Below are 23,431 nucleotides of genomic sequence, written 5' to 3'. Positions count from 1 at the left end.
CGCTGGCGGTGCTGGCCGAGCTGGCCGCCAGAACCCAGATTCTCTTTTTCACCCACCACCGTCATCTGGTGCGCCTGGCCGAAGGCTCGACCGCGCTATCCGGCAGGTTTGACCTCCTGACAATCGGCGCATAGGTGGACGGATCAATGCCTTTGATTGTTAACCGACCAATGAAAGTGATGAAATGGCAATAACACCCCCAACCGATGTTCCCGGGGAGACGGTGCGTGTCCGTTTCCCTCCCAGTCCCACCGGCTACCTGCACATTGGCGGTGCCCGTACCGCGATCTTGAACTGGCTTTATGCCCGTAAACATGGCGGCAAACTGGTCCTGCGCATCGAAGATACCGATGCCGAGCGCTCGACCGAGGCATCCATCCAGGGCATTCTGGACGGGTTGACCTGGCTTGGTCTGGACTGGGACGAGGGCCCGTATTTTCAGACGGCATTCAAGGCCGATCATGAGCGGGCGGCCCAGCAATTGGTGGACAGCGGCAAAGCCTACAAGTGCTTCTGCACCAAAGAGACCCTGGCGGCCAAGCGTGCCCAGGCCATGGCCGACAAAAAGGCCGATGTGGGTTACGATGGCACCTGTCGACATCTTTCCGCGGCCGAGGTCGAGGCGTACGAGAAAGCCGGCCTGCCAGCGGTGATCCGCTTCAAGGTGCCTGATCGAGACGGTAAGGTGGGCTACGATGACCGGGTGCTTGGCCGTATTGAACGGGCGTATGCCGAAATCGAGGACTTTGTGATCGTCCGTTCCAACGGCGAGCCCCTCTACTTGCTCAGCAATGTGGTCGATGATATCCGCGATCGCATCAGCCATGTCATCCGCGGCCAAGACCACATGACCAACACCATTCGCCAAGTCCTCCTGTATGAAGCACTGGGGGCACGGCCACCCGTCTTCGCCCACATGCCGCTGACCCTGGATCTCAAGAAACGCAAAATCTCAAAGCGCCACCACGGCGAGATCGTATCCGTGCAGTTCTACCGCGAGCGGGGCTTTCTGCCCTGGGCGCTGTGCAATTTTCTCGTGCTGCTCGGCTGGAATCCGGGAACCAACCAGGAGATCTTCTCGCGGGAGGAGTTGATCGAAGCCTTTACCCTGGAGCGAATCGGCCGGGCGAACGCGGTGTTCAACCATCGTCCCGGTGATCCCAAGTTCTTCACCGATCCCAAACTGATCGCCATCAATGCGGCCTATTTGCGCAGCACCGATATCGGGACCATCGGCGACTTGGTGAGACGCGAACTGGAAGCAGAAGGACTCTGGCACGCGGACTACGCGGGCTTGCGGCGTGAGTGGTATTTAACGACCCTGGACATGATCCGCGATCGATTCCATACCCTCAAGGATTTTACCACCCTGGGGCGGGCCTATTTCGACGATACCTATCCGATCGAGGAGAAACCCCTTCGTAAACATCTCTTGAGCCATCCCGAGCTGAAGACCTGGCTGCCGGCCCTGGCCGAGCGATTTTCAGCCCTGGATGATTTCACCGCCGGGACCACGGAGGCGGCCACGCGCGAGCTTGCCGAGGCACTGGCGGTCAAGGCGGGCATCCTGATCAATGCCATGCGCACCGTGCTTACCGGACAGCTGGCCGGCCCGGGCATGTTCGACGTCCTGGTAAGCCTGGGAAAAGCCACGGTGGTGCGGCGGCTCAGGCGCGTCGGGCCACTCTTTCCGGAATGAGGCCGTTCCCTGATGCACCGCTGACGGCGCAGGGGGTCACTTATGGTTAAGAACAAATACGCCGTCCCACGCCTCACCGGGCGGTTGGGCCGAAAATTCCATGCACCGTCGGGCATAGATCCGGTACAGGGTGCGATCTTCGAAGCGGTCGCCAAGCTGCTCGAAGGCGGTCGCGGCGCGGGTGAACCGCCGTTGCCGATATAGGGCCAGGGCCGCATCCCAGGCGGTCAACTCATCTGCCGTGGGAACCTTTTGTCCGTCGCGGTAGGCCGTGTACAGGGTGGTGGGTGCGTGCTTGCCCTTGACCCGCACGGTGTCGATTTCCTGAAAGATAAAATCCCCGTCACAGGCCCGGCGGATCGTTTCGCTCACCAGGAGCGGCAGCCCGTAGGTCCGGGTCAGACCTTCCAGGCGCGAGGCCAGGTTGACGGTATCACCGATGACCGTATAGTCGAACAGATCCGCCGACCCCATGTTGCCCACCCGCACCAGACCGCTGTGCAGGCCGATTCCCAGTTCCAGGTTAAAGCCGTAGGATTGACGAAAGCGGATATTCAGGTGATCCATGGCATCCAGCATGGCCAGGGCGGTGTCGAGCGCCCGGGGCGCGTGTTGGGGAACATCCACCGGTGCGTTCCAGAAGGCCATCATGGCATCGCCGATGAACTTGTCCATGGTGCCGGCACTTTCGATCACCAGCCGGCTCAAAGGCGTGAAACAGGCCCGCAGGAGCTCGCTGACCTGGTTGGGGGCCAGCTTCTCGCTCAGGGTGCTGAACCCGCGCAGGTCCGCAAAGAGAATCGAGACTGTCTTTTCCTCACCGTCCAGAGAGAGGCCTTGGTGTGAGCAGACCAGTTCGTTCACCACCGAACCGGAGACATAATGGGAAAAGGCCGTGTAAAAGAACCGCTTTTCCGACTCCTCATGCCAGAATTTGACCACGGTCAGGGCCACGAAACAGGCCCCCAGGGTCAGAAGCGCCCACATGGGGGAGATGAAAACGCCGGTTTTCATCATGCAGACCGTCGATCCGGCCCACAGGAGGGTGCCGCTGAGAAGCACCAGCATGACGCTCCAGCGGGCCCGCGAGCGGAAGAGCAGCAGGGTGGCGATCACGCCGGAGAGGAAAACGGTGCAAAATTCGGCACCGGTGGCCCATTGGGGATGACTGAGAAAATCACCGCGCAAAAGATTGTCCAGCACGGTGGCGTGAACCTCCACTCCCGGCGAGGTCGGGTCAAACGGGGTGGCCCGGTTATCCTTGAGGCCGGCGGCGGACGCACCGATGAAGACGATTTTGCCTTGAACCGGTTGCCGGGAACCGCATCATCGAGAATGTCGGCCGCCGAGTAGTGCGGGAATGCGGGCGATGGGCCGCGATACCGGATCAGCAGTTGGCCCCATGGATCCACGGGCACCGTGGTCGTGCCAATGCGCAGGGCCACCAGGCCCTGGTGGGCGACCTGCATAACGATGTTTCCGCTCCTGTGGGCACGCATCAGGGTCGCCAGGGCCAGACTGGGATAGAATGCCCCGTTCCAGCGCATGATCAAGGGAACTTTTCGGTAGATCCCATCCTCATCCACGGCAATGTTGATAAATCCCGAGGATCCGGCAGCCTCGGCCAGCACGGGAATGGTGCACACCACGTCGGTGGGGGTGAAGATATCCGCCGTGTTCCGCCCCACCCTGCCGGGGCGAGGATGGCCGTTCGCAGGGGATACAGTCGGCAGGTTGACGACTGCATATCCGCGTTTTCGGCGAAGAACTTGTACGCCAGGACGAAGGGTCCACGGGCCAGGGCGTCGGCCAGGACCCGGTCAAAGTCCATCAGTTCATCCGGCAGGCCATAGATCGATACGTTGAGGGAAAGATCGTTATGCAGGTCTTTCACCATGGTCCGGGGCGAGGTGCGATCCGGCTCGGCGAAAATGATGTCCACGCCAACGGCCTCGGCGCCCAGATGGTGGATTTTTTCCAGCAGGGCGGCCACGCGATAGCGCGGCCAGGGCCATTGGCCGAAGCGCTGCAGGCTGCGTTCGTCCAGATCGACGATGACCGGTATCCCGGTGGTTTCCCGTCGAGGGGACGCCTGTAGCAGCGCATCGTAGATCCGATGGTTCAATACGGTGAGAAAACCCGGCGGAAAAAGATACAGGACCATCATTCCCGCGGTAACCACCAACCCCACACCGATCACCCGCCAACGCCCGTTTTTCAGAAGCAAATCGTCTTCTCCCCAATTCAGCTCATAGAACCGCCACCGAAAAGCCATCTCCATTTCTGCTGGTGGAACCGGCCCGTTTTCGGCCATGTGTACCACCGGGCTTGACCCGTGCGGGAGTCGGACCCTATCTTTTTTGAATGACTATCCATTTGATCGGCCCGGTTTGAGGCGGGCACGTCATTCCCCCTTGCAGCGGGAGGTCATCATGCGATCTTTTTTCCTATTGTTTTTATTGGTATTCCCGACCGTACTGGACGCCGCGGGCCTGGATGACCGAGTGGCGTTGGCGGAATTGAAGTCGGTCCGGGTCATCTGCGACGTCAATGTCGGCGATGCGGCGTTATTGCTGCGGCGCCTGGAATTGATTGACGACACCTATACCCAACTTCTGGATGCCGGCGTTGCCCCGACCATCGTCGTGGCTTTCAGAGGCGGAGCCAGCCGCTTCGTCACGCGCGGCATCGCGCATGTGGCCACGGAAGAGGTTGAAACCAAAAAACGAATCCAGGATGGATCGATCAGTTCGCGCAAAACGGTTTCAGGCTCGAACAGTGTGCCATTGCCGCCCGCGCGATGAAAATCGACCCGGTCGATTTTCTGCCGTCGATCCATCTGGTGCAAAACGGCTATGTTTCCATCATCGCCTATCAGACCCGGGGTTATGCTTACCTGCCCATGGACTAAGAAAACAGATCGCCGTCAGGGCAGATCGTTTTGAGCCGGCGGGTGGGATGCGGCGGAGGATTCGATCAGCATGGTTTTGAGCAGATTGAATTCCTCGTCGTCGATGGCACCAGTCCGTTTGAGCTCGGCCAATCGGGTCAGTTGATCGAGAATACCGGGAACGGGGGCCTGGCCGGTCTGCTCAGGGAGCAAGGCCTGTTCGGTATGGGGCAGGGCCAGCGGCGTATCGCCCGGCGCCTGGCCGCAGGAAAACTTGAGCATGCCGTTGAAAATCGAAATTTCGACGGGTTTGCCCATCAGAAGACTGTGGCGGGCCTCCTGGCTGGCCAGCGTGCCGTCACGGCGCAGGCGCTGCACCAGCCGTTTCAGGCTTCTGTAAACGAACCATGCCAGAAGGACGGCCCCCACGGCGCCGCCGGCCATGATCAGGTACCGCAGGTCAAGGGCTCCCTTGATGAGGATCACCACGAGGGTGCCGACCAACGGGATGCCGAACAATGCCAGGATGAGAATATAGAAAATACCGATGCTCGAGGCAAAATAGAATTGCCTGCGCCAGTAGCTCTCTTTTGAATCCACGCGGTGGTGCTCTCCTGAACCGCCCGGGATCGGTCTTTCGTTCGAGATCGCCTGAACGGCCGGACATGCTGCCGGGCGGCCGGTTGAATGGCGCGATTCCAGGGCGGGTGCGTTGTTTCTCAATCCATCCAACGTGGACGTCCAGACCTTCACGTTGGACCCTCACCATAGCAGCAGTCCTGTCGCAATGCAATATCGCCCATCCGTACTGCGGACGCCAACCTTACAGTTTATAACCGATGGCCCGCAGGAAGGATTTGCGTTTGGCGATGTCGGCGTCCCCTTCGATACCCTTGGACGCGAAACCGTCGATGACCCCCAGGATACCCCGTCCCTGGCGCTTTCGGCGATGATCACCTCCACCGGGTTGGCCGTCGCACAAAAAATGCGGCACACCTCGGTACGGTTTTGATCGTGTTGAGGATGTTGACCGGGAACATGTCGCGCATGAAAATGATGAAGCTATGGCCTGCGGCCAGGGCGAAGGCATTATCCTTGGCCAGCGCGATCAGTTCGTCGTCCGTCCCGGCATGGCGTACCAGGCAGACGTCGGATGCCTCGCAGAAAGCGAGTCCGAATTTTGCCCCCGGCACGGTGTTGACGATGGCCTCGAACAGATCCTCGACGGTTTTGATGAAATGGGAGTGCCCGAGAATGAAGTTGAGGCCTTCGGGATTATTGATCGTGACGGTTTTCAGTTCCATGGATTAAGCTCCTTTTTTTCAAAGTGATACCCGCGAAAAACAAAAAAATCGATCCAAATGCGATTATTCTGTTCCGTCTTCCCCCCAGCGGTCGAACAAATGATGCGGAATCTGAAAGCAATCCAAGATTTTGCCAATGGTGTGGTGGATCAGGTCGAGGATGGTCTGGGGATGGTGGTAAAAGGCCGGTACGGGCGGCAGAATCACCGCTCCCAGACGGGCGGCGTCCAGCATGAGCTTCAGATGGCCCTGGTGTAGGGGCGTTTCCCGCACCGCCAGGACCAGCGGCCGCCGCTCCTTGAGGGTCACATCCGCCGCGCGCATCAGCAGATTGACGTTGAACGAATTCGCGATTCCCGAAAGACTCTTGATCGAGCAGGGAATCACCACCATGCCCAGGGTCGGGAAGGAGCCGCTGGCGATGGGCGCGGCCAGATCCCGTTCGCCGTACACGCAGGTAGCCGTCTGGGTGATGTCGGCGATGGTGATGTTGGTTTCGATCCGGAAATTGGTTTTGGCGGCGTCGCTCAGGACGACATGCGTCTCGATCCCCAGCTGCCTGAGGACCTTGAGGATCTCTGCGCCGTAGATCACGCCGCTGGCGCCGGAAATGCCAACAATCAGCCGTTTCGAAGGGTCGGTCATCGCTGCTTATCCGATCAGGTTTACGGATCCGTTCAAAACCAACTGTGGTTCCCCTGCCATTATCCCATTTCTTCACTTGACCGTGTGCAAAATTCGCAACCGGGGCCGCCCCGGACGGCACGATGATGTCATAGATGCCACAAAATCGGTCTTTGGGAAAGTGGTATCGAACTTGCTAATTCGAAATATTGATGGCCTGCCGGTATAGGTCCGGCAGATCCGATCCAGGCCGCCGGCGTCGCCACACGCAGTGGCTCCCCCGAAGCCCGGCCGTCGGGTCGCCCCCAACCCCCGCAACCCGAAATGTTGTGGGATGATTCATTTTTCGGAATGAGAGGAGGATGTGATGAAAGTGTTTAAAATAGCATTCATGATCGGCTTGGCGGCGCTGGTGACGGTGGCCTGCTCCGAGAAGAGCCCTTCGACCACCGGCCAAGCAGAACCGGCCAAGACCGACGTGCCGGCTCAGGTGGCCAGTCAGGCGGCGCCACCGGCACCGGCCCAAGAGACCGTTTCCCAGGCCGCTGAGGAAGCGGCGCCGCAAACGGCTCAGCAGACGACCACCGAGGCTGTCAGCGAGATGGCCGACAGCGTGGCCTCCGCGCCGTCTGAGATCGACGGCACCTTGATGCAGACCGAGAAGGGGGTGGCGATTGTCACCGCCGACAACGCCTACCTGCTTTCCGACAAAGCCCTTTCCAGCATGGTCGGAAAAAGAGTCAAGATTACCGGCACGCTTGCCGATACGGAGGCAGGCAAGGTTCTACAGGTCATGTCGGTGACTCCGGTCGAATAAACAGGAATCCACTTAACCACGTGGTTATCCGGCTCCCCGGAGCGCGTTCCGGGGAGCCCTCTATATTCGTTGGCCTTGCCATCCGTGTCGGTGGTGTTTTCCTGTTTCTATGATGCATGGGGCCGTAACGTTTCGCCAATGCCGCATAGTGCAGCCCGTTGCCACCGAAAATGTCGAGGGCGCTGCCTACCGTAAAATCGATCTTGCCATTGCCCAGCGCGTCGATCCGATCAATGTCGGCCTGACTGGCGATTCCGCCGGCATAGGTTACCGGCAACCCCTCCCAGCCTCCCAGATAGGCCACCAAATCGGTTTCGATACCGGCACAGCGGCCTTCCACATCGACGGCATGAATGAGAAATTCGTCGCAATAGGCCGACAGGTCGTCCATCAGGCGGTAAGTGACGGCCTCGCGGGTAAAGGTTTGCCAGCGGTTGGTGGCCACGATGTAGGTATCTTTTTGTCGGCGGCAACTCAAATCGAGCACCAGGCGCGTCTTGCCGATGCGGCGGCGTAATTCCCGCAGCCGTTCGAGGTGGATCAGACCATCGTGAAATACCCACGAAGTGACGATCACGTGGCTGGCGCCGGCATCCAGCCATGTACCGGCATTGTCGGCATTGATTCCGCCCCCCACCTGCAATCCACCGGGCCAGGCGCCCAGTGCGGCACGGGCGGCGGCGGCGTTTCCCGGCCCCAACTGAATCACGTGACCGCCGGTCAGGTGGTCCCGGCGATAGAGAGCGGCAAACCACGCGGCCGGCTTTTCGGCCTTAAAGTTGGTTTCCAGCCGGCCGTCCGTCCGGTCGTTCAGGGTTGCACCGACGATCTGTTTAACGACACCGCCATGAAGATCGATACAGGGGCGAAAACGCATGATGGGCATGCCTCCGATAACCAGGGTCAGGGATTGGCTCCCGGGAACGGCTGGGACGGGGAAGGGGAACCCGCCCCGCTTGCCGGTTTGCCGTCGATCCCGGCTTTCAGCAACGCCTCTAACCGATCCGCCGGCAGGGGCGGCGAGAAAAGATACCCCTGCATGAGGTCACAACCGCTGCGTGCCAGGAAATCCATCTGTTCCCGGGTCTCCACGCCTTCGGCCACGGTATGGATATTGAGGGCGCGGGCCATGGCAATGATGGTCCGGACCATTTCCTTGTCGCTTTCGCATTTCAGGGCGTCGGAGATGAACGAACGGTCGATTTTAAGGGTGTCGATGGGAAACCGCTTGAGGTAGCTGAGGGATGAATACCCGGTGCCGAAATCATCGATGGAAAAGGAAATGCCATGATCCCGCATCCGCTTCATTTTCACGAGGCACACTTCCGGGTTCTGGATGACGCTGCTTTCCGTAATTTCCAGATTCAGAAGTTCCGGCGGCAGTCCGCTCGCGGCAATGATCTTAAGTACCATCGCTTCGAAATCAGGCTCTTGCATTTGGCGGGACGAGATGTTGACCGAAACAGACAAGTTCTTGAACCCCATCCGCTGCCAGTGTTTGGCTTGGGTGCAGGCCGTGGACAGCACCCAGCGACCCACGGCAACGATGATTCCGGTGTCTTCGGTGACGCGAATGAAATCCGCCGGCAGAACGAATCCCAATTCGGGGTTGTGCCAGCGGATCAGGGCCTCCACGCCCACGATCCGATTTCTCCGGTCCACCAATGGCTGATAGTGAAGCCGCAGCTCTTCGTTCTGGATGGCCTTGCGCAGATGGACTTCCATTTTCATACGGTGTTGGGCCTTGTAGTTCATCTCCTCGGTGAAAAACCGGTATCCGCTGCCACCGTTTTCTTTGGCGGCATACATGGCCATGTCCGCATTTTTTACCAGCGCCTCCACGTCCCAGCCGTCGTTGGGGAAGACACTGATGCCGATGCTGGTGGAGGTGAAGATCTCGTGGCCGTCCAAGCGATAGACCTGGCTGATCGACTGGAGGATCTTGCGCGCCACGCGGGCCACATCGATATCCAGGTTCAGGTTGGTGAGAATAATGGTAAATTCGTCACCCCCCAGGCGGAAGAGATAGTCGCTCTCACGCAGACACGCCTTGAGACGTTCGGCCACTTCCTTGAGCAATCGATCGCCGGTGTCATGACCCAGCGTGTCATTGACCTGCTTGAACTTGTCCAGATCCAGAAACATCAGGGCCCAGGAGCGGTCCGAGCTACGCCGTGCGGCGTGCTGTAAAAGATCGTCCAGCAGCATATAGAAGGATTTGCGATTGGGCAGGTTGGTGAGCGTGTCATGGTAGGCCACATAACGCAGCTCGGCGTCCTTCTTGCAGCGCTGGGTGATATCCTGAAGCGTGTTGACATAGCCTTCCGGATGGCCCGCTTCGTCGAGAAAAACGGCGCCACTGATGGAAACGTCCACCAGCGTGCCATCTCTGGCATGGCGCTGGGTTTCAATACCGGAGAAGGGAATTCCCTGCCGCAGCAGATCCATGAACCGGTCGGTGGCCGGCTGTGCCTTGGGTGGAATGAAGTCGATCGTTTGATTGCGGCAATCGTCCAGATGCCAGCCAAACACCTGGGTAAAGGCCGGGTTCACATAGATCACCCGACTGTCCATGTCCATGACGATCACCGGATCCGGCGCGACCTCCAGGACGGTACGATAGCGGGCTTCGCTCTTCCGGAAGGCCTCTTCGGCCTGTTTGCGCTTGGTGATGTCGCGGTAGATCACATAGACGGCCGGCGACCCGTCTTCCATGGCGATCGGCTTGGCCAGCACCGAAACATCCACCAGGGTTCCGTCCCGGCGCATGCGTCGGGTTTCCAATTCGAAACGCTCGCCGGCCATGGCGCGTGCCGACATGGAGAGGCTTTCGGCCCTCAATGCCTGGGGGACGATCAATTCTTCAATCGGTCGGTGGGTACATTTCTCCGACGGGTACTGGAAGAGCCGGCAAAACTCCTCATTGGCGCGCAGAACCCGATCTTCCATGTCCAACAGGACGATGGCCTCGGGAGCGACCGCAAAGAGCTGGCTGGCGAAATCCATCTGGTCCCGCAGCTTTTTTTCCGCCTGCCGGTGCTGGGTCACATCCCGGATCTGTTCCTGGTAACCGTACCGGCAGCCATCCGGTGTGTCCAAACGCATGATCGTAACCAGGCCGTGCTTGACGGTTTCACGGTGGTCCACGAAAATCAACGGCGCATTCTGCACGATGCCTTTCTCGTCGACCTGCCGGAGCAGCGCTTGGCGGTCCGCCTGGTTCGCATAGAAGGTCGTGATATTCGCGTCGCGGAGTCCGTTTGCGGGGATATCGAAGAAGGTCAGGGCAGCAGGGTTGAAATCCAGGATCCGACCATCCGCCGCGCAAACAACAACAGCATCGGCAAAACGCTCGAACAGGAGCCGATGACGCGCCTGTGCCAGCCGAGCGTCGCCATAATCGAAATTGGCCGTGTCGGTTTTCTTTTTGACCATCCGGGTATCCCCCGTCCGGCGGATCGCAATGCCGCGCGTCGGTTTCTTTGATGCCTCCCGGTTTGTTGGAGCGGAGACGGATCAGGAACAACGATAGCATTCAAGATAATGTTTTTGGGCTGCGTTATCGGTCGTCGCGGTATGGTTTATACAGCTTCCTCCCTCTGGCCTTATCAAAAACATTATCTTAAATACTATATGAGGCCGCATCCTTACAGAAAAGTGCCTGCTTTTGCAAGTGGATAAGATCGTTCGGATTCTTTCCCACGCAAGTGCCATGCGCGGATTTTGCAAGGCTACTCCCCGGCGCTACCCGTCATTGACAAGACCGGTTCGATCCTCTAGTGTCGATGGCATCATGGTCTGCGGAGCCACTAACCTTGAAAGGAACCGATATGGATGATGAAACCTGGACACTGGAGCGCATCCTGCAAACTTCCGGCAGTTATTGGGCGACCTGCGTGCTGCACACGATGGTGGCGTTGGATATCTTCACGCGTATCGGCGACGGACGCCAGGACGTCCAGGCATTGGCCCGACAGGTCAATGGGCCCGAGGATGCCATACGCCGGCTGCTGGATGCGGCGACGGCCATGGGATTGCTGGTCAAGGAGAAATTCGGCTACTGCAACACCCCCGCCAGCCGAACCTACCTGAGCGCCCGGTCCGAGCATTACCTGGGATTCATCATTCAACATCACCACCACCTGATGCCATCCTGGGCGCGGCTGCCCGAAGCCGTGGCCAGCGGCAAGTCGATCCGGCAGCCCATACGCGAAAAGGGTTACAAGGAGCGCCAGGCGTTTCTCATGGGCATGTTCAACCTGGCCATGCAACTGGCGCCGCGGTTGGTACCCGTGGTGGATCTCTCCGCCTGTGGCACCCTTTTGGACCTGGGTGGCGGACCCGGTACCTATGCGATCCATTTTTGCCGGCAATATCCCCAGTTGACGGCCACGGTGATCGATCTTCCCACCACCCGGCCGTTTGCGAGGAGACCATCCGGCGCATGGGCATGGCCGAACGCATCCGTTTCGTTGCCGGTGACTATCTGCATGAGGCCATTGACGGCCATTACGACGCGGTCTGGATGTCGCATATCCTGCATGGTGAATCGCCGGATAACTGCCAGCGGATCATCCAGAAGGCGGCGGATTGCCTGAATCCCGGCGGCCTGGCCGTGATTCACGAATTCATCCTTAACAACGACTTGGCCGGCCCGCTTTTCCCGACGCTCTTTTCCCTGAACATGCTGCTGGCCACCCAAGGTGGCCAGGCCTACAGCGACGCCCAACTGTCGGCAATGCTCTCCCAGGCGGGGCTGGAAGCGGTCGAGCGGATAGAATTCACCGGCCCCAACGATTCCGGGCTCATCCGGGCCACCAAGCCCGCCTGATCATTCATGGGAACCTCCGATGGGATGACGATCGATTCCGCCGCCTGGCGGCAAATCGTGATCGACGGTGCCGCGTGTCTCGGGGTGGTCGTTTCGGTCGAGCAGGCCCGGGCGATGGGCCGGCACGCCCATGAAATGCGCCAGTGGAACCGGGTCTCCAATCTGACGGCCATTACCGATCCGTTGGCCGTGGCCCTGAAACACGATGTGGACGCATTGGCGGCGTCCGTCTGGATCCATGAGGGTGCCCGCGTTATGGATGCCGGTTCCGGGGGGGATTTCCGGGGCTGCCGCTCAAGATCGCGCGGCCGGATCTGTCCCTCACCCTGGTGGACAGCGTGCGCAAGAAAGTCTCTTTTCTCAAGTATGTCATCGGAACACTCGGTCTGCATGGCATCACCGCCGTTCACGGTCGTCTGGAGGACCTGGCGCGCATGCCCGGGCATCGTGGCCGGTTCGACTGGGTCGTCTGCCGGGCTTTCGCCTCGCTGGACGACTTTGCCCGGCTGGGCCTGCCGTTCCTGGCGCCCGGCGGGCAACTCCTGGCCATGAAAGGCCCCCAGGCCGAACACGATCACGAAATCGACGCAATGGATGACGACGGCACGCGCGTTTTCGCCCGGACCCGCTTTCGCGTTCATATCCACCGCTATACGCTGCCGATGATCGGTGATCAGCGCCGTCTGGTGCGATTGACACCGATGGCTTGACGGTGATCAAGCGGAAGTCGGCCAGCCGTGCCGGGGACATGGGCCGACGTCTCACCAATTTTTACCAGAATGGATGGGTGACTTGAAATCCTACCCTTTTTTCAGCCTTTCCGCGCAGGTTGCCGGCGACCTTGTCGACGATGCCATCGGCCTTCAGATGCTGGCTTCGGACGCCAGTATTTTCTCCCTCGCACCGGCGGCCGTCGTCTATCCCCAATGTTCCGCCGATGTGGTCGCCACCGTCGATTTTGCCCGGCGGCACGGCCTGTCCATCCACCCCCGGGGCGCGGGCAGCGGTTTGTGCGGGTCGGCCCTGGGCAGCGGCATCGTTATCGACTTCACCCGCTACATGAACCGTTTGATCCGTATCGATGTGGAGGGCAAGACCGTTGAATGCGAGCCCGGCTACCGTCTCGGCGAGCTGGAAACAGCCCTTTCGGGTAGCGGTCTCTTCTTCCCGCCGGATCCTTCCAGCGGCGAATACGCCAGCCTGGGCGGAATGATGGCCACCAATGCCTCGGGTGCCCATGCGGTCAAGTACGGCAACGTGGCCGACTACCTCCTGGACGCCGAGGTGGTCCTCGCCTCGGGGCGGATGGTCCGGCTGGAGACCCTGGCGGCAACCCCGCTGGATCGGCTTCCCGACCCGTTCAGGCGCCTGGCAGCGTGCTATCTGGAGCATCGTCAGACCATCGAATCGGCCTATCCGGCGGTCAAGCACAACGTGGCCGGGTACAACCTGCGCGGCCTGGTGCAAGACGAGCGGTTGCACCTGCAGCACCTGCTTTGCGGCGCCGAGGGCACCCTGGGGATTGCCACGCGCCTTTGCTTCCGCCTGCTGAACAAACCGGCCCATGAGAGTTTGGTGGTGGCCTTTTTTGATGCCATCGACAAGGCCGCCCTGGCCGTGCAGGCGATTTTGCCCATGCGGCCGGCGGGCATCGAGGTGATGGACAAATCGCTCCTCGAACTGGCCCGCGCCAGCGACCCGCTTCTAAGAAAGCGCATTCCCGCCGGCATCGACAATGTTCTCATGGTGGAATTCGATGGCCCCTCGCGGGAGATTACGGAAGGCCTGGGGCGGCAGGCGCTGGATCTGTTATCCCTGAAGGGCTGGCCCAGCCAGGCCCACCTAGCCGTTTCCAAGGCGGAGCAGGCGCGCTTTTGGGCCATCCGCAAGGCCGCCGTGCCGATTCTTTACAAACTCAAGGGCGAGAAGAAGATCCTGGCCCTCATCGAGGATGCCGTGGTGCCGACCGAACGGCTGGTGGATTACTTCCGGGGAATCTACGACTTGCTCAACCGCCACGGCGTGCGTTTCGTGGTCTACGGGCACATTGCCAAGGGGCTGCTGCATACCCGGCCACTACTCAATCTTACCGATCCGGCGGATGTCCGCCTGCTCAAGGTCCTGGCTGACGGCGTTTTCGACCTGGTCAACGGGCTGGGTGGGGTGGTATCGGGCGAGCACGGCGACGGCCGCCTGCGCAGCGCCTACGTCCGGCGGCAATATCCGACGCTATTCCCCTTGTTTCAGACGGTCAAAGGCCTGCTCGACCCCGAGCGGCGCATGAACCCGATGATCAAAACCGCCACGACCCCGGACCAGATGACGCATAATTTGCGCTACGGTGAGCATTACCGCCGCAAGGCCCTGTCCGCTACCCAGCTCAACTGGCCGGCGGGCTGGCACCAAGCGATCGAGGCTGCCACGGTTGCAGTAAATGCACCACCGTGACGCGGGCCACGCGCATGTGCCCGATCTACAAGTTCACCCGCCAAGAGGCGGCGGCACCCAAGGCCAAGGCCAACATCCTGCGCGCGCTGATCAACGGGGCGCTGGACGATGCCGCGTTGTACGCGCAAACGTTTCAGACCGTGATCGACCAGTGTGTGGGCTGTGGCAGTTGCCGTTTGGAATGCCCCTCCAACGTGGACATCCCCAAACTGGCCCTGGAAGCCCGGGCACGCTATGTGCGGCGCTTCGGTCCCTCCCGGCACAGCCGAATCGTGACCGCCGTGGAGCCGCTGGGTCGCTACGGCGGACGGTTTTCCGCAATGCTCGCCCCATTGATGAAACCGGGCCTGGTCCGGCAGGCCGGCGAGGTATTCACCGGCATCAGCCGCCGCCGGCCGTTGGTTACCATGGCTCGGCAGTCGCTTTTCCGCACGGTCGCACCGGTGGCTGGCACGGGTCGGAAACGGGTGCTGTACTTCTCGGGATGCTATGCGGGATACGTGCGGCCGGCCATCGGACGCGCCCTGGTGAAAATGCTGACCCAGCGGGGTTATACCGTGCATACCCCCGCGCAGCACTGCTGCGGGCTGCCGCTCTTGACCAAGGGCATGGTCGCTGCGGCCCGGGAAAAGGTCCGGCGCAACCTGGGCCAGTGGCGTCGACTATTGGAACAGGTGGATCACATCGTGGTGACCTGTTCGTCCTGCGGCCTGGCCTCATGGAGGATTGGGCCTGTCTGTTGGACACGCCCGCCGTGCGGCAGGTAGCGGCCAAGGTCGTGCATGTCAGCCGGCTGGTGGAAAGTGGTCTGGTTACGGACAATGTCCGGCCGGTGGAAATCAAAGCCGCCTATCACCAGCCTTGCCATCTTAAAATCCAGCCCGAGCCCCAGAGCACGGCCAAGGTGCTGGCCGCCGTTCCCGGACTGCGCCTTACCCCCCTTGCCAGCCACTGCTGCGGCATGGCCGGAACCTGGGGCCTGGCCGCCAAAAACGAAACGCTCAGCCGCACCATCGGCAGCGACCTGATGGGACTGATCGAAGCGTCCGGCGCCGATGTGGCCGTCACCGACTGCCCCACCTGCGAAATGCAGATATCTCACCTGGGGTGTCGGCCGGTCATGCACCCGGTGGAGCTGCTGGTTCGCAGTGTGGGGTAGGGGAGAAGCTGACCAATCATGATGACGAAGGATGAAGCGTAACGCCGATATTGGGCTTCTTACGAATCCGTCAGGCTTGAACGGATTCTCTTAACACCCGCGTCATCTTCAACAGTTCCTGCTGCATTTCCAATAACTTTGCCTGCATCAGGGTCCCCAATACAGCCATGCGGCCCTGCTGGTTACCCGATTTGTCCAGGATTGAATCGATTTCGGCCTGGTATTCGCGCAGGTGCGGGTGCTGCTCCAGAAACTGTTCGCGGGCGGCCAGGGCCTTCTCCAAAGCGGTTCTTTTGTCCTCGGCCGAGGCGGATTGCTGCTGGCGCTTGTCACGGTCTGAATTCAGATTGATTTGCATGCTGTCTCCGGATCCTTTCTCCATCCAACTCACAGGGAACGATATCTCATGGCGATGACCATGTGGCTCGGGGGATTGGCCATCGCTTCTCATCTGTATCACGCAAATTGTACGCCAGGGAATGAAGTCTGTCAATATTATCTATGTTGTCAATATATTACGGAGTATTTAAACTATATGTGGCATTGGGTTGTCATGAAGAAAGGAACAAAAAGGTTAGATAATGTTCTCTTATTGTATGGAATCTTTTTCATAGGTTTTGGGACGCTCCAGTCATGCTGAACGAAGCCGTGAGACCGAGGATTGATCAGAAATTATCACCTGTTCTTTTAAAAGTTGACCTAATTGGTCTCTTTAGGTATGGTAGACCTAAATAGGATCAATCAGGTACGAATGGGGCGTTGCCATGAAAATCGTAAATATTTCAGAAGCGAAAGCAAATCTTTCCAAACTGGTTGCCATGGTTTATCAGGGCGAGAAAGTGGTTATCGCCAAAAATAATTTGCCGTTGGTAGATCTGGTCATTCACAAGCCAGAGGGAAGAAGAAAACTTGGGCTGCTTGGCGGGAAATACACCGTTCCAAAAAACATAATGGATGAAGATGCTGAAATTAACGCCATGTTTTATGGTGAGGATACGTGAACATCATCATCGACACGCATATTTTCCTATGGGCATTGACAATCCCTTCCAAATTGGAAGTGGCCAAGCGGTCGGCATTGGAAGATTTGTCAAACACCATTTTTATTTCTGCCGTGAGTATAGCTGAATTGATGATCAAAGCTTCAATTGGTAAAATGGAAATTAATTTCGATCCTGTTGCCATTGCCAAGGAAAGTGGATTTGCCCTACTGGATTTTAAAGCGGATGCCGCACGATTGCTTAAAGACCTTCCTTTCCACCACAGGGATCCATTTGATCGAATGCTTGTTGCTCAAAGTATTGCGGAAAACTACCCGATCATGACCGAAGACATAAAAATCAAAAAATACAACTGCCCTGTCTTCGAAGGATGATTATTTTTGCTATTTGATCAGTAATTAGCTGAGAGATTTTGAGCCAACGACAAGAAGGGGTAAATAATCTGAGACGTAGTGTTTTAACAAACGCATAAAATCATCCCCGTCCCCTTCACCAAACGTCCCCTTCACCAAACGTCCCCTTCACCAAACGTCCCCTTCACCAAAGTATTAAGTACCTGTCCCTATTTTTACTTTGTTGCATTGTGGGGCTAAACCGCTTCGGTCTTCCAACGATTTACTCTCATATAGTGCTCCAACTATAGTTTTTCTTGGCATTTATTTTGCTTTGATAGAAAATCGGTTGTTTCGCCGAATATTATTTTTTGAAATTTTAAAGTTGCATAATAAACTTAACAAAATAAAATTATCACCAAAATCCATGCCAATAAAATTCAAAGTTGTATGACTATAAATGCATAAAATCATCCCCGTCTCCTTCCACCGCTGGACCATTTATGTAAAAAAGGTGCGAATTTTTAGGTTGTTGATATCCGAATTCCACAAACACTATGTAATTTTGTACATAATGTTTGTGGTAAAAAAAAATAGCAAAAAGCAACACGTTGAAATAACATGAAAATAAAATATACCCGAGACAGGCATGCGGATTGCTGTAACACTGCAAGTAGAGTTCATATTTTTGATAATTGAAAACCATGAAAAAGGAGAAAAGGCCGATGAAAAAGGTAATTGTATTCTTATGTAGCTTGGTATTGGTTTTCGGGTTGGTTAGTGTGGCAAGTGCAGTACCAACTACGTGGACTGACACCATCGATTGGAATCCCGACCAATTTGTTGATGACTGGAATAGTGTTTCTTACACTCATGATATTACTGATGATGGCTTCGATACCATTTTTGGAGGAGACTACATCACAGATTATTCGCTTACGATACGTCTCTATGATGATCAAAGCGGTTGGGATGAAGTTTTTGTAGAGACCGCCTTTATTAGCCAACCAGGGATCATTGGAGACGGGTTTTACAATTTTTCCTATACAAGTGAAACTTATGGATGGTCTCTTGCAGGCCTCATTCAACTTAATTTGTTAGGGACCTTAGATGTTACAGTTACTTCTGTGTTTGGGGATTTTTATCTGGACTATTCAATTCTTACTGCGAATGGTGAAAGTGCCCCAGTCCCCGAACCCGCCACTATGCTCCTCCTTGGAACTGGTTTGGTTGGCCTCGCAGGCGCGTCCCGCAAGAAAATTTTCAAAAAAAGTTAAACGCTCTAAAAGCGGATAGCACAAATATAAAGACTGCCCGGATCGGAAACGACCGGGCAGTCTTTATATTTCCTTACTCAATTAACTTTAATATAATCCGCTTCTTACTTTTCCCCGAAGCCGCATTCAGGGTGAAAGTTGGGGACGTCTCTCAATTACTTAATAAAAAATGTTAAGTCAGCCCGTTACGCATTCATGTTCAATGCAGCTCAGAATTCAATTAATACCGTTGCTGAATTTTATGCGTTCTTTTTCCCATTCAATCTTTACCCGACTATGCGTTGCACCAATCATCCGCCATTAACCCGGGCACCCGTTCGAATTTTTTGGTATTGTTGTTAGTTCACCCAACGTAACCGTCGAAATTGCCATTCGTCCATGATGCGCCTTAAAATGTTGTCTGACCTTTGGAGGGCGATTTTTCATTGTATAGATGACAATATTGGTGTTCAGCGAATACTTCAGCATCAGAGGGTCTCTCTTTGCAGGTCTTCAGGTTGTTGCCGCTCGCTCATAAAATCGGGAGACACCCCAGGGCCATCGAACCATTCATTCCATGTCTGTCCGGCCGGTGAAATAACCCGACAGTTGCCGATGACAACGATTTCGACATCCTTTATCGTTTCCGAGAAGGCAACTTCTTTGGGCAGTCGCACCGCTTGGCTGCGGTTGCTTTTGAAAATTTTCGTTTTTACATACCCCATATCAAAAAACCTCTGACGTTGGGGTTAACCTCTTTTTACGAGTTCATCAAGATTACACAATTTCGAAGATTTCCAAAATAGCATTCTCTGCAATAATAATGAAAACAATCCTATTGTGTCATTCTTTTGATGACATAATAGGATTGTTTGAAACCTACTCAATCAACTCCAAAATAATCCGCTTCTTACTCTTCCCCGAAGCCGCATTCAAAATCGTGCGGATCGCCTGAACGTTCTGGCCTTTCCGGCCGATTACCTTGCCCAGATCCTGTTTGGCCACGGACAGCTCGATCACAATGCTCTGCACGCTTTCGATTTCGTTGACCGATACTTGCTCTGGAATATCCACCAGTGCCTTTGCGATTTCCTCGACCAGTTTCTTCATGGTTCCTCTCCCCAGATATAAATTAGCCACGCTTGCCAAATGGCGGATCTGCTACAAGGACAAGTCAAAATGGAACCAAATCATAATTCTATGGTTGGTTTATATTTTCAGACGAAAACACGATCTTGTCAAATATTCTTGTGCACAATCGTATCGTTTTTCGTATTTTTCATGTGTTTGATCGGCCATGCGGGGATTGAATGCAAGGGGGGGGCGGGAAAATCAAAGCAAAATCAGGGATGGGGGTTGTATGCCCGGGCAGGCGTTTGAGCCGTTTGAAGGCCGTGCCGCCTGCCCCGTAACAGGCAGGCGGCACAGGATGGACTTAGGCGATTTCTGTCAAAGAATATACCCGCCTGCTTGTCTTTTCATCCGTCTTCGGCGTTGGGCTTTTCCACACATAGCCCCACTATGCGTAAAAAAGCCCGCCTTGAATACGAATGAAAATCCTACGCATCCTGGTATATTCTTATCCGCCAATCGCCTTATTGGACGTCGGCCGACACGCCAAATCCAAGCGCAAAGGCCTTGAGGTTCACATCCACAAAGGAGGCCTTGGTTTTGGTGCGGATGGCCGCTTCCAGCTTTTCCCTGGTGATCGGCAAAATGCCGGTTCTGATCAAAGCGCCTAACAGGACGATGTTGACCGCCATGACGCTGCCCGCCGACTCGGCCATTTCAACGGCATCAAAGGCGATGAGTTGTTTGGTTTTCGATCGGATCAGGGTCTTCAACTGCTCCAGATCCGGATAGGTTCCCCGTCCGATGGCCACGGTAAAGGGGGGCAGGGGGGCCATGTTGGTGATGACGGTCGTATTCTGATGGCATTTGTTCAGCGCGCGCAGGGTTTCCGATGGTTCGAAGCCAACCAGAACGTCCGCTTCGCCGTCTGAAATAATGGTGCTTTTGGCGTCCCCGAAGACGATGGCGGATTCGACCACACCGCCGCGCTGGGCCATGCCGTGAATTTCGCTCATGCGTACCGGCAGACCCGAGAGCAGGGCCGCTTCTCCCAATACCTTGGAGGCCAGCAAGTTGCCCTGTCCCCCCACCGCCACAATAATCAGTCTCGTTGCTTTCATGGTTGTTTCCTATTTTTCCTTAACCGGTGTGATGGCATTTTCCGGGCAGATCTGGGCGCAAACCGCGCATCCCACGCAGGCGTTGGGATCGATCTGAACGCGTTCACCGTCCAGGAAAAAGGCCGGGCAGCCGATTTCGTTGATGCAGTCCCGATGGTTCTTGCACTTGTCCGTTACCTGGAACGCGCGTACCTTGAGCTGTTTCAGGCTGCGGGCATAGAGGGTGCACATCTCCTGGGAAATGATCACCGACACACCTTGGTGGTCCAGCGCGGCCTTGATGGCTTCAATGCTCTTGTTCACCTTGTAGGGCTTGATAACGGTGACATGCTCCACGCCAATGGCCCGGACCACTGCCTCGATAGACACCCGACCGTAACCGGAGCGGTTGAGGTTGGTCATGTCAACACCGGGGTGGGGTTGGTGACCGGTCATCGCCGTTGTGCCGTTATCGAGAATCACCAAGGTAAAATTGTGGTTGTTGAAAACCGCGTTGACCAGACCGGTCATGCCGGAATGAAAAAAGGTGGAATCGCCGATGAAGGCGATCACCTTCTTGTCGGTTGCCTTGGAAAATCCGCAGGCCGTGCTGACCGAGGCACCCATGCAGAGGACGAAGTCCCCCATGGAAAGCGGTGGTAGAAAACCCAGGGTGTAACAACCGATGTCACTGGGAAAGATGGTGTCCATGCCTTCGGCGGCTTTCTTGACCGCATAATAGGTGGCCCGGTGGGAACAACCGGCACACAGGTTGGGCGGCCGTTGGGGAATTTCGGGCACATCGCCAAGCTCGGGGCTACGGGGCGCTGTGTATGGCAGGTCAAAATAGCCGGCAATGATGCCTCGGACCATGGCCGGATCGAACTCGTACAGCCGCGAGAAGAGGGATTCGCCTTTTCCGGCGATGGGAAGGGTCAACTCCGCTTCCTGGGCGAAGGTTTTGGTCGCCTCTTCCAAAAAAGGTTCGCCTTCCTCGACGACAAGAACCTTGGCGCAACCGGCCAGAAATTCCTTGACGCGTCGGGGCGGGGTGGGGTGGCTGAAGCCCAGGCGCAGAATCCGGGTTTTGGCTTGGATCCCCAGTTCATTGACCGCGTCGGCAACGTAATTGTAGCTGACGCCGCTGCAGACGATCCCCCAGCTGCCATCGCCTTCGACAAAATTGAAGGGAGAGGTTTCGGCGATGGTCTGAGCCTGCTGCCATCTTTCCAGCAACTTTACATGCAGGCGTCTGGAAACGGCCGGCACCGCCACCTTATTGAAGGGGTCTTTCGTAAAATCGCCCTTGGTCTTGCGGGGGTGGATTGTTCCCAGTTCCACAAACGCACTCGAATGGTTGATGCGTGTCGTGGTTCGCAGGATCACGGGCTCGCCCAGCGATTCCGATAGTTCAAAGGCCGCGATGGCCATTTCACGGGCCTCTTCGACCGACGAAGGCTCCAGGATGGGCAGGCCCGAGAGCTTGCCATAATAGCGGTTGTCCTGTTCATTCTGGCTGGAGAACATGAACGGATCGTCCGCCGTGAGGACGACCAATCCGGCCTTGACACCGATATAGGCCAGCGTCATCAGCGGGTCGGCGCAGACATTCATGCCCACGTGCTTCATCATGCAAAACGTTCGGATGCCACTGTTGGCGGCGGCGGCGGCAACTTCCAGAGCCACCTTTTCATTGGTGCTGTACTCGAAGTACAGGTCGCTCTCATGGGAGATTTGAAAGAGGTTGAGGGAGATTTCCGATGATGGGGTGCCGGGGTAGGTCGTGGCAAAGGCCACGCCCGCTTCGATGGCCCCCCTGGCAATGGCTTCATTGCCCAGGAGCAGCATCTTCTCTCCAGGGGCGTCGGTGAGCAGTTTGTGCATCTTGATTTCCTATTCAATTAAACCAAACGACAATCGTAAAAAAGGGGAACCGCCTGGTAACAACTCACAGCGCGATTCCCCCTTGGCTATCTAAACCGAAAAGGGGTTAGTGCGTTTCGGCTTCCGGCTCCGTGGCCTGGGGCGCGGCCGATTCATTTTCAACTGCCGGGACACTGTTCTCGACTTCGGGCTGGTTTTCGGCCGTTTGCTCCGTCAGTGTCTCGATCGCGGCTTCGTGGGCGGCAATCCGCTGGGCGATCATCTCCTTCTGAACCTTGTCCGAGGTGAGCTTGCCGGCGTCGTTCAAGAGTCCGATGGCGGTTTGGAAGCCTTCGATGGTACCGCGACTGGAGGCAAGATCCGCCTTGTAGGTGAGGGTCAACCGGTCAATCGTATCCAGACGGTCAAAGGCGATGCGCTGCATTTCATCCGATGCGCTAAATTCGAGGGCCGTTTTCAGTGCGGTTTGGATGCCCTCGAAATCCGGAATTCCGGAGACATCCATCAAGGCATCGGCCTTATCGATAAAATATTCATACGCCAGCGGATAGACCTCGTCCTGGCTATAAATGGCTTTCGGCTCCTCGGGCGCCGGTACACCGGGCAGGATGGCGATGCGCTTCTTGCCCAAGGGGGCGAACTTGCCTTTCCAGATCTGCAGGGCACCCTGTTTTTCAACCAGATAGTATTTCAATGAGTTGGATATGCTGGCCCCAACGATCAGAATCATGAAAAAGGCCACGCCAGCGGCAATGAGTTTGATGGTGGTATCCATTGGGTCGGATGGTTTTTTCACCTTTTTCTCCGGTTTGGGCGGTTCGGCATCATAGGAGACCTCGACTTCGGACTGCTGGGCAGCCGCCTTCTTGATTGCTTCGGCCTTCTCGGCAGCGGCCTTCTCGGCAGCGGCCTTCTCGGCAGCAGCCTTCTCGGCAGCAGCCTTCTCGGCAGCGGCCTTCTCTGCAGCGGCCTTTCGGCAGCAGCCTTCTCTGCGGCAGCCTTCTCTGCAGCGGCC

General features: G+C 56.9%; 23 protein-coding genes and 4 pseudogenes. 12 read left to right on the top strand and 15 right to left on the bottom strand.

Annotated features, from left to right (window positions below):
- Positions 1-184 precede the first annotated feature (184 nt).
- Entirely contained in the window at positions 185-1,699 is a 1,515-nt protein-coding gene (gene gltX, locus JCM12296_RS20040) for a glutamate--tRNA ligase (protein ID WP_054697168.1), read from the top strand.
- A 36-nt stretch (positions 1,700-1,735) separates the two neighbouring features.
- On the opposite strand, the gene JCM12296_RS20035 is transcribed toward gltX, so the two are convergent.
- The 3 genes and pseudogenes from JCM12296_RS20035 to JCM12296_RS47825 form a co-directional block, all read right to left on the bottom strand.
- Entirely contained in the window at positions 1,736-2,986 is a 1,251-nt protein-coding gene (locus tag JCM12296_RS20035) for an adenylate/guanylate cyclase domain-containing protein (protein WP_281492085.1), read from the bottom strand.
- A gap of 86 nt (positions 2,987-3,072) precedes the next feature.
- Positions 3,073-3,285, bottom strand: a pseudogene (locus JCM12296_RS47830) (CHASE2 domain-containing protein); the annotation flags it as partial.
- Positions 3,249-4,013 (bottom strand): CHASE2 domain-containing protein, encoded by a 765-nt coding sequence (locus JCM12296_RS47825; protein WP_054697160.1) that lies wholly within the window; start codon positions 4,011-4,013, stop codon positions 3,249-3,251. The pseudogene JCM12296_RS47830 and the gene JCM12296_RS47825, both read right to left, overlap by 37 nt.
- A gap of 118 nt (positions 4,014-4,131) precedes the next feature.
- Here JCM12296_RS47825 and JCM12296_RS20025 point away from each other — a divergent pair, with 118 nt between their 5' ends.
- Complete coding sequence (locus JCM12296_RS20025) at positions 4,132-4,503, top strand: hypothetical protein (protein WP_157067769.1); 372 nt, start codon at positions 4,132-4,134, stop codon at positions 4,501-4,503.
- 122 nt (positions 4,504-4,625) lie between these two features.
- On the opposite strand, the gene JCM12296_RS20020 is transcribed toward JCM12296_RS20025, so the two are convergent.
- The 3 genes and pseudogenes from JCM12296_RS20020 to JCM12296_RS20010 form a co-directional block, all read right to left on the bottom strand.
- A complete protein-coding gene (locus JCM12296_RS20020) occupies positions 4,626-5,189 on the bottom strand; it encodes an SHOCT domain-containing protein (RefSeq protein WP_054697152.1) in 564 nt (187 codons plus the stop codon).
- Between the two features lie 223 nt (positions 5,190-5,412).
- A pseudogene (locus tag JCM12296_RS20015) lies at positions 5,413-5,893 on the bottom strand (adenosine-specific kinase).
- Between the two features lie 63 nt (positions 5,894-5,956).
- On the bottom strand, positions 5,957-6,538 hold the full coding sequence (locus JCM12296_RS20010) for a UbiX family flavin prenyltransferase (protein ID WP_054697149.1): 582 nt from the start codon (positions 6,536-6,538) through the stop codon (positions 5,957-5,959).
- A gap of 346 nt (positions 6,539-6,884) precedes the next feature.
- Between JCM12296_RS20010 and JCM12296_RS20005 the strand changes: the two genes are divergently transcribed.
- Positions 6,885-7,334, top strand: coding sequence for a hypothetical protein (locus tag JCM12296_RS20005; RefSeq protein WP_054697146.1), 450 nt, complete (start codon positions 6,885-6,887; stop codon positions 7,332-7,334).
- Here JCM12296_RS20005 and hisA read toward each other — a convergent pair.
- Positions 7,309-8,211, bottom strand: a complete 903-nt coding sequence (gene hisA, locus JCM12296_RS20000; protein ID WP_083456338.1) for a phosphoribosylformimino-5-aminoimidazole carboxamide ribotide isomerase — start codon at positions 8,209-8,211, stop codon at positions 7,309-7,311. The genes JCM12296_RS20005 and hisA overlap by 26 nt on opposite strands.
- A 26-nt stretch (positions 8,212-8,237) precedes the next feature.
- Positions 8,238-10,769 (bottom strand): sensor domain-containing protein, encoded by a 2,532-nt coding sequence (locus JCM12296_RS19995; RefSeq protein WP_054697143.1) that lies wholly within the window; start codon positions 10,767-10,769, stop codon positions 8,238-8,240.
- 350 nt (positions 10,770-11,119) lie between these two features.
- On the opposite strand from JCM12296_RS19995, the pseudogene JCM12296_RS45025 reads away from it, so the two are divergent.
- A pseudogene (locus JCM12296_RS45025) lies at positions 11,120-11,686 on the top strand (methyltransferase family protein); the annotation flags it as partial.
- 92 nt (positions 11,687-11,778) lie between these two features.
- Entirely contained in the window at positions 11,779-12,165 is a 387-nt protein-coding gene (locus tag JCM12296_RS45020) for a methyltransferase (RefSeq protein ID WP_246804602.1), read from the top strand.
- On the opposite strand, the gene JCM12296_RS45015 is transcribed toward JCM12296_RS45020, so the two are convergent.
- Positions 12,166-12,405 carry a hypothetical protein gene (locus tag JCM12296_RS45015; protein ID WP_054697140.1) on the bottom strand — a complete coding sequence of 80 codons (240 nt, stop codon included), beginning with the start codon at positions 12,403-12,405 and terminating at the stop codon, positions 12,166-12,168. It lies immediately after the preceding gene.
- 44 nt (positions 12,406-12,449) lie between these two features.
- On the opposite strand from JCM12296_RS45015, the pseudogene JCM12296_RS45010 reads away from it, so the two are divergent.
- The 4 genes and pseudogenes from JCM12296_RS45010 to JCM12296_RS42165 form a co-directional block, all read left to right on the top strand.
- Positions 12,450-12,875, top strand: a pseudogene (locus tag JCM12296_RS45010) (16S rRNA (guanine(527)-N(7))-methyltransferase RsmG); the annotation flags it as partial.
- A gap of 82 nt (positions 12,876-12,957) precedes the next feature.
- Complete coding sequence (locus JCM12296_RS42175; protein WP_218188176.1) at positions 12,958-14,613, top strand: FAD-binding oxidoreductase; 1,656 nt, start codon at positions 12,958-12,960, stop codon at positions 14,611-14,613.
- A complete protein-coding gene (locus tag JCM12296_RS42170; RefSeq protein ID WP_218188175.1) occupies positions 14,610-15,380 on the top strand; it encodes a (Fe-S)-binding protein in 771 nt (256 codons plus the stop codon). The genes JCM12296_RS42175 and JCM12296_RS42170 overlap by 4 nt, the downstream gene beginning before the upstream one ends.
- On the top strand, positions 15,353-15,772 hold the full coding sequence (locus tag JCM12296_RS42165; protein WP_218188174.1) for a heterodisulfide reductase-related iron-sulfur binding cluster: 420 nt from the start codon (positions 15,353-15,355) through the stop codon (positions 15,770-15,772). The genes JCM12296_RS42170 and JCM12296_RS42165 overlap by 28 nt, the downstream gene beginning before the upstream one ends.
- A 70-nt stretch (positions 15,773-15,842) precedes the next feature.
- On the opposite strand, the gene JCM12296_RS19970 is transcribed toward JCM12296_RS42165, so the two are convergent.
- Complete coding sequence (locus JCM12296_RS19970) at positions 15,843-16,130, bottom strand: hypothetical protein (protein ID WP_054697134.1); 288 nt, start codon at positions 16,128-16,130, stop codon at positions 15,843-15,845.
- 406 nt (positions 16,131-16,536) lie between these two features.
- Here JCM12296_RS19970 and JCM12296_RS19965 point away from each other — a divergent pair, with 406 nt between their 5' ends.
- From JCM12296_RS19965 to JCM12296_RS19955, 3 genes are all read left to right on the top strand, one after another.
- Positions 16,537-16,773, top strand: a complete 237-nt coding sequence (locus JCM12296_RS19965; protein WP_054697131.1) for a type II toxin-antitoxin system Phd/YefM family antitoxin — start codon at positions 16,537-16,539, stop codon at positions 16,771-16,773.
- Complete coding sequence (locus tag JCM12296_RS19960) at positions 16,770-17,147, top strand: type II toxin-antitoxin system VapC family toxin (protein WP_054697129.1); 378 nt, start codon at positions 16,770-16,772, stop codon at positions 17,145-17,147. The genes JCM12296_RS19965 and JCM12296_RS19960 overlap by 4 nt, the downstream gene beginning before the upstream one ends.
- 683 nt (positions 17,148-17,830) lie before the next feature.
- On the top strand, positions 17,831-18,382 hold the full coding sequence (locus tag JCM12296_RS19955; RefSeq protein WP_054697126.1) for a PEP-CTERM sorting domain-containing protein: 552 nt from the start codon (positions 17,831-17,833) through the stop codon (positions 18,380-18,382).
- Positions 18,383-18,849: 467 nt separating this feature from the next.
- On the opposite strand, the gene vapB is transcribed toward JCM12296_RS19955, so the two are convergent.
- The 5 genes from vapB to JCM12296_RS41040 form a co-directional block, all read right to left on the bottom strand.
- Entirely contained in the window at positions 18,850-19,086 is a 237-nt protein-coding gene (gene vapB, locus JCM12296_RS19950) for a type II toxin-antitoxin system VapB family antitoxin (RefSeq protein ID WP_054697123.1), read from the bottom strand.
- 154 nt (positions 19,087-19,240) lie between these two features.
- A complete protein-coding gene (locus JCM12296_RS19945; RefSeq protein WP_054697120.1) occupies positions 19,241-19,471 on the bottom strand; it encodes a KH domain-containing protein in 231 nt (76 codons plus the stop codon).
- A gap of 485 nt (positions 19,472-19,956) precedes the next feature.
- Positions 19,957-20,553: an indolepyruvate oxidoreductase subunit beta gene (locus JCM12296_RS19940; protein WP_054697117.1), complete on the bottom strand. Its 597-nt coding sequence runs from the start codon at positions 20,551-20,553 to the stop codon at positions 19,957-19,959.
- 9 nt (positions 20,554-20,562) lie between these two features.
- Positions 20,563-22,416, bottom strand: a complete 1,854-nt coding sequence (gene iorA, locus JCM12296_RS19935) for an indolepyruvate ferredoxin oxidoreductase subunit alpha (RefSeq protein ID WP_054697114.1) — start codon at positions 22,414-22,416, stop codon at positions 20,563-20,565.
- 106 nt (positions 22,417-22,522) lie between these two features.
- Positions 22,523-23,431, bottom strand: a 909-nt coding sequence (locus JCM12296_RS41040; RefSeq protein WP_054697109.1) for a hypothetical protein, incomplete at its 5' end; no start/stop codon positions are given.

It is taken from the genome of Desulfosarcina cetonica JCM 12296, from assembly GCF_001311845.1.
GTDB lineage: Bacteria > Desulfobacterota > Desulfobacteria > Desulfobacterales > Desulfosarcinaceae > Desulfosarcina > Desulfosarcina cetonica.
The sequence above is the reverse complement of the archived record's forward strand: the minus strand, read 5'-3'. Positions and strand labels throughout refer to the sequence as shown.

What these genes read in the sequence shown, in the direction of transcription:
- gltX (WP_054697168.1), top strand. Translation starts at nt 185, where the DNA reads ATGGCAATAACACCCCCAACCGATGTTCCCGGGGAGACGGTGCGTGTC.
- JCM12296_RS47825 (WP_054697160.1), bottom strand. Translation starts at nt 4,013, where the DNA reads ATGGCCGAAAACGGGCCGGTTCCACCAGCAGAAATGGAGATGGCTTTT.
- JCM12296_RS20025 (WP_157067769.1), top strand. Translation starts at nt 4,132, where the DNA reads ATGCGATCTTTTTTCCTATTGTTTTTATTGGTATTCCCGACCGTACTG.
- JCM12296_RS20010 (WP_054697149.1), bottom strand. Translation starts at nt 6,538, where the DNA reads ATGACCGACCCTTCGAAACGGCTGATTGTTGGCATTTCCGGCGCCAGC.
- JCM12296_RS20005 (WP_054697146.1), top strand. Translation starts at nt 6,885, where the DNA reads ATGAAAGTGTTTAAAATAGCATTCATGATCGGCTTGGCGGCGCTGGTG.
- hisA (WP_083456338.1), bottom strand. Translation starts at nt 8,211, where the DNA reads ATGCGTTTTCGCCCCTGTATCGATCTTCATGGCGGTGTCGTTAAACAG.
- JCM12296_RS19995 (WP_054697143.1), bottom strand. Translation starts at nt 10,769, where the DNA reads ATGGTCAAAAAGAAAACCGACACGGCCAATTTCGATTATGGCGACGCT.
- JCM12296_RS45020 (WP_246804602.1), top strand. Translation starts at nt 11,779, where the DNA reads ATGGGCATGGCCGAACGCATCCGTTTCGTTGCCGGTGACTATCTGCAT.
- JCM12296_RS45015 (WP_054697140.1), bottom strand. Translation starts at nt 12,405, where the DNA reads ATGGATCCAGACGGACGCCGCCAATGCGTCCACATCGTGTTTCAGGGC.
- JCM12296_RS19970 (WP_054697134.1), bottom strand. Translation starts at nt 16,130, where the DNA reads ATGCAAATCAATCTGAATTCAGACCGTGACAAGCGCCAGCAGCAATCC.
- JCM12296_RS19965 (WP_054697131.1), top strand. Translation starts at nt 16,537, where the DNA reads ATGAAAATCGTAAATATTTCAGAAGCGAAAGCAAATCTTTCCAAACTG.
- JCM12296_RS19955 (WP_054697126.1), top strand. Translation starts at nt 17,831, where the DNA reads ATGAAAAAGGTAATTGTATTCTTATGTAGCTTGGTATTGGTTTTCGGG.
- vapB (WP_054697123.1), bottom strand. Translation starts at nt 19,086, where the DNA reads ATGGGGTATGTAAAAACGAAAATTTTCAAAAGCAACCGCAGCCAAGCG.
- JCM12296_RS19945 (WP_054697120.1), bottom strand. Translation starts at nt 19,471, where the DNA reads ATGAAGAAACTGGTCGAGGAAATCGCAAAGGCACTGGTGGATATTCCA.
- JCM12296_RS19940 (WP_054697117.1), bottom strand. Translation starts at nt 20,553, where the DNA reads ATGAAAGCAACGAGACTGATTATTGTGGCGGTGGGGGGACAGGGCAAC.
- iorA (WP_054697114.1), bottom strand. Translation starts at nt 22,416, where the DNA reads ATGCACAAACTGCTCACCGACGCCCCTGGAGAGAAGATGCTGCTCCTG.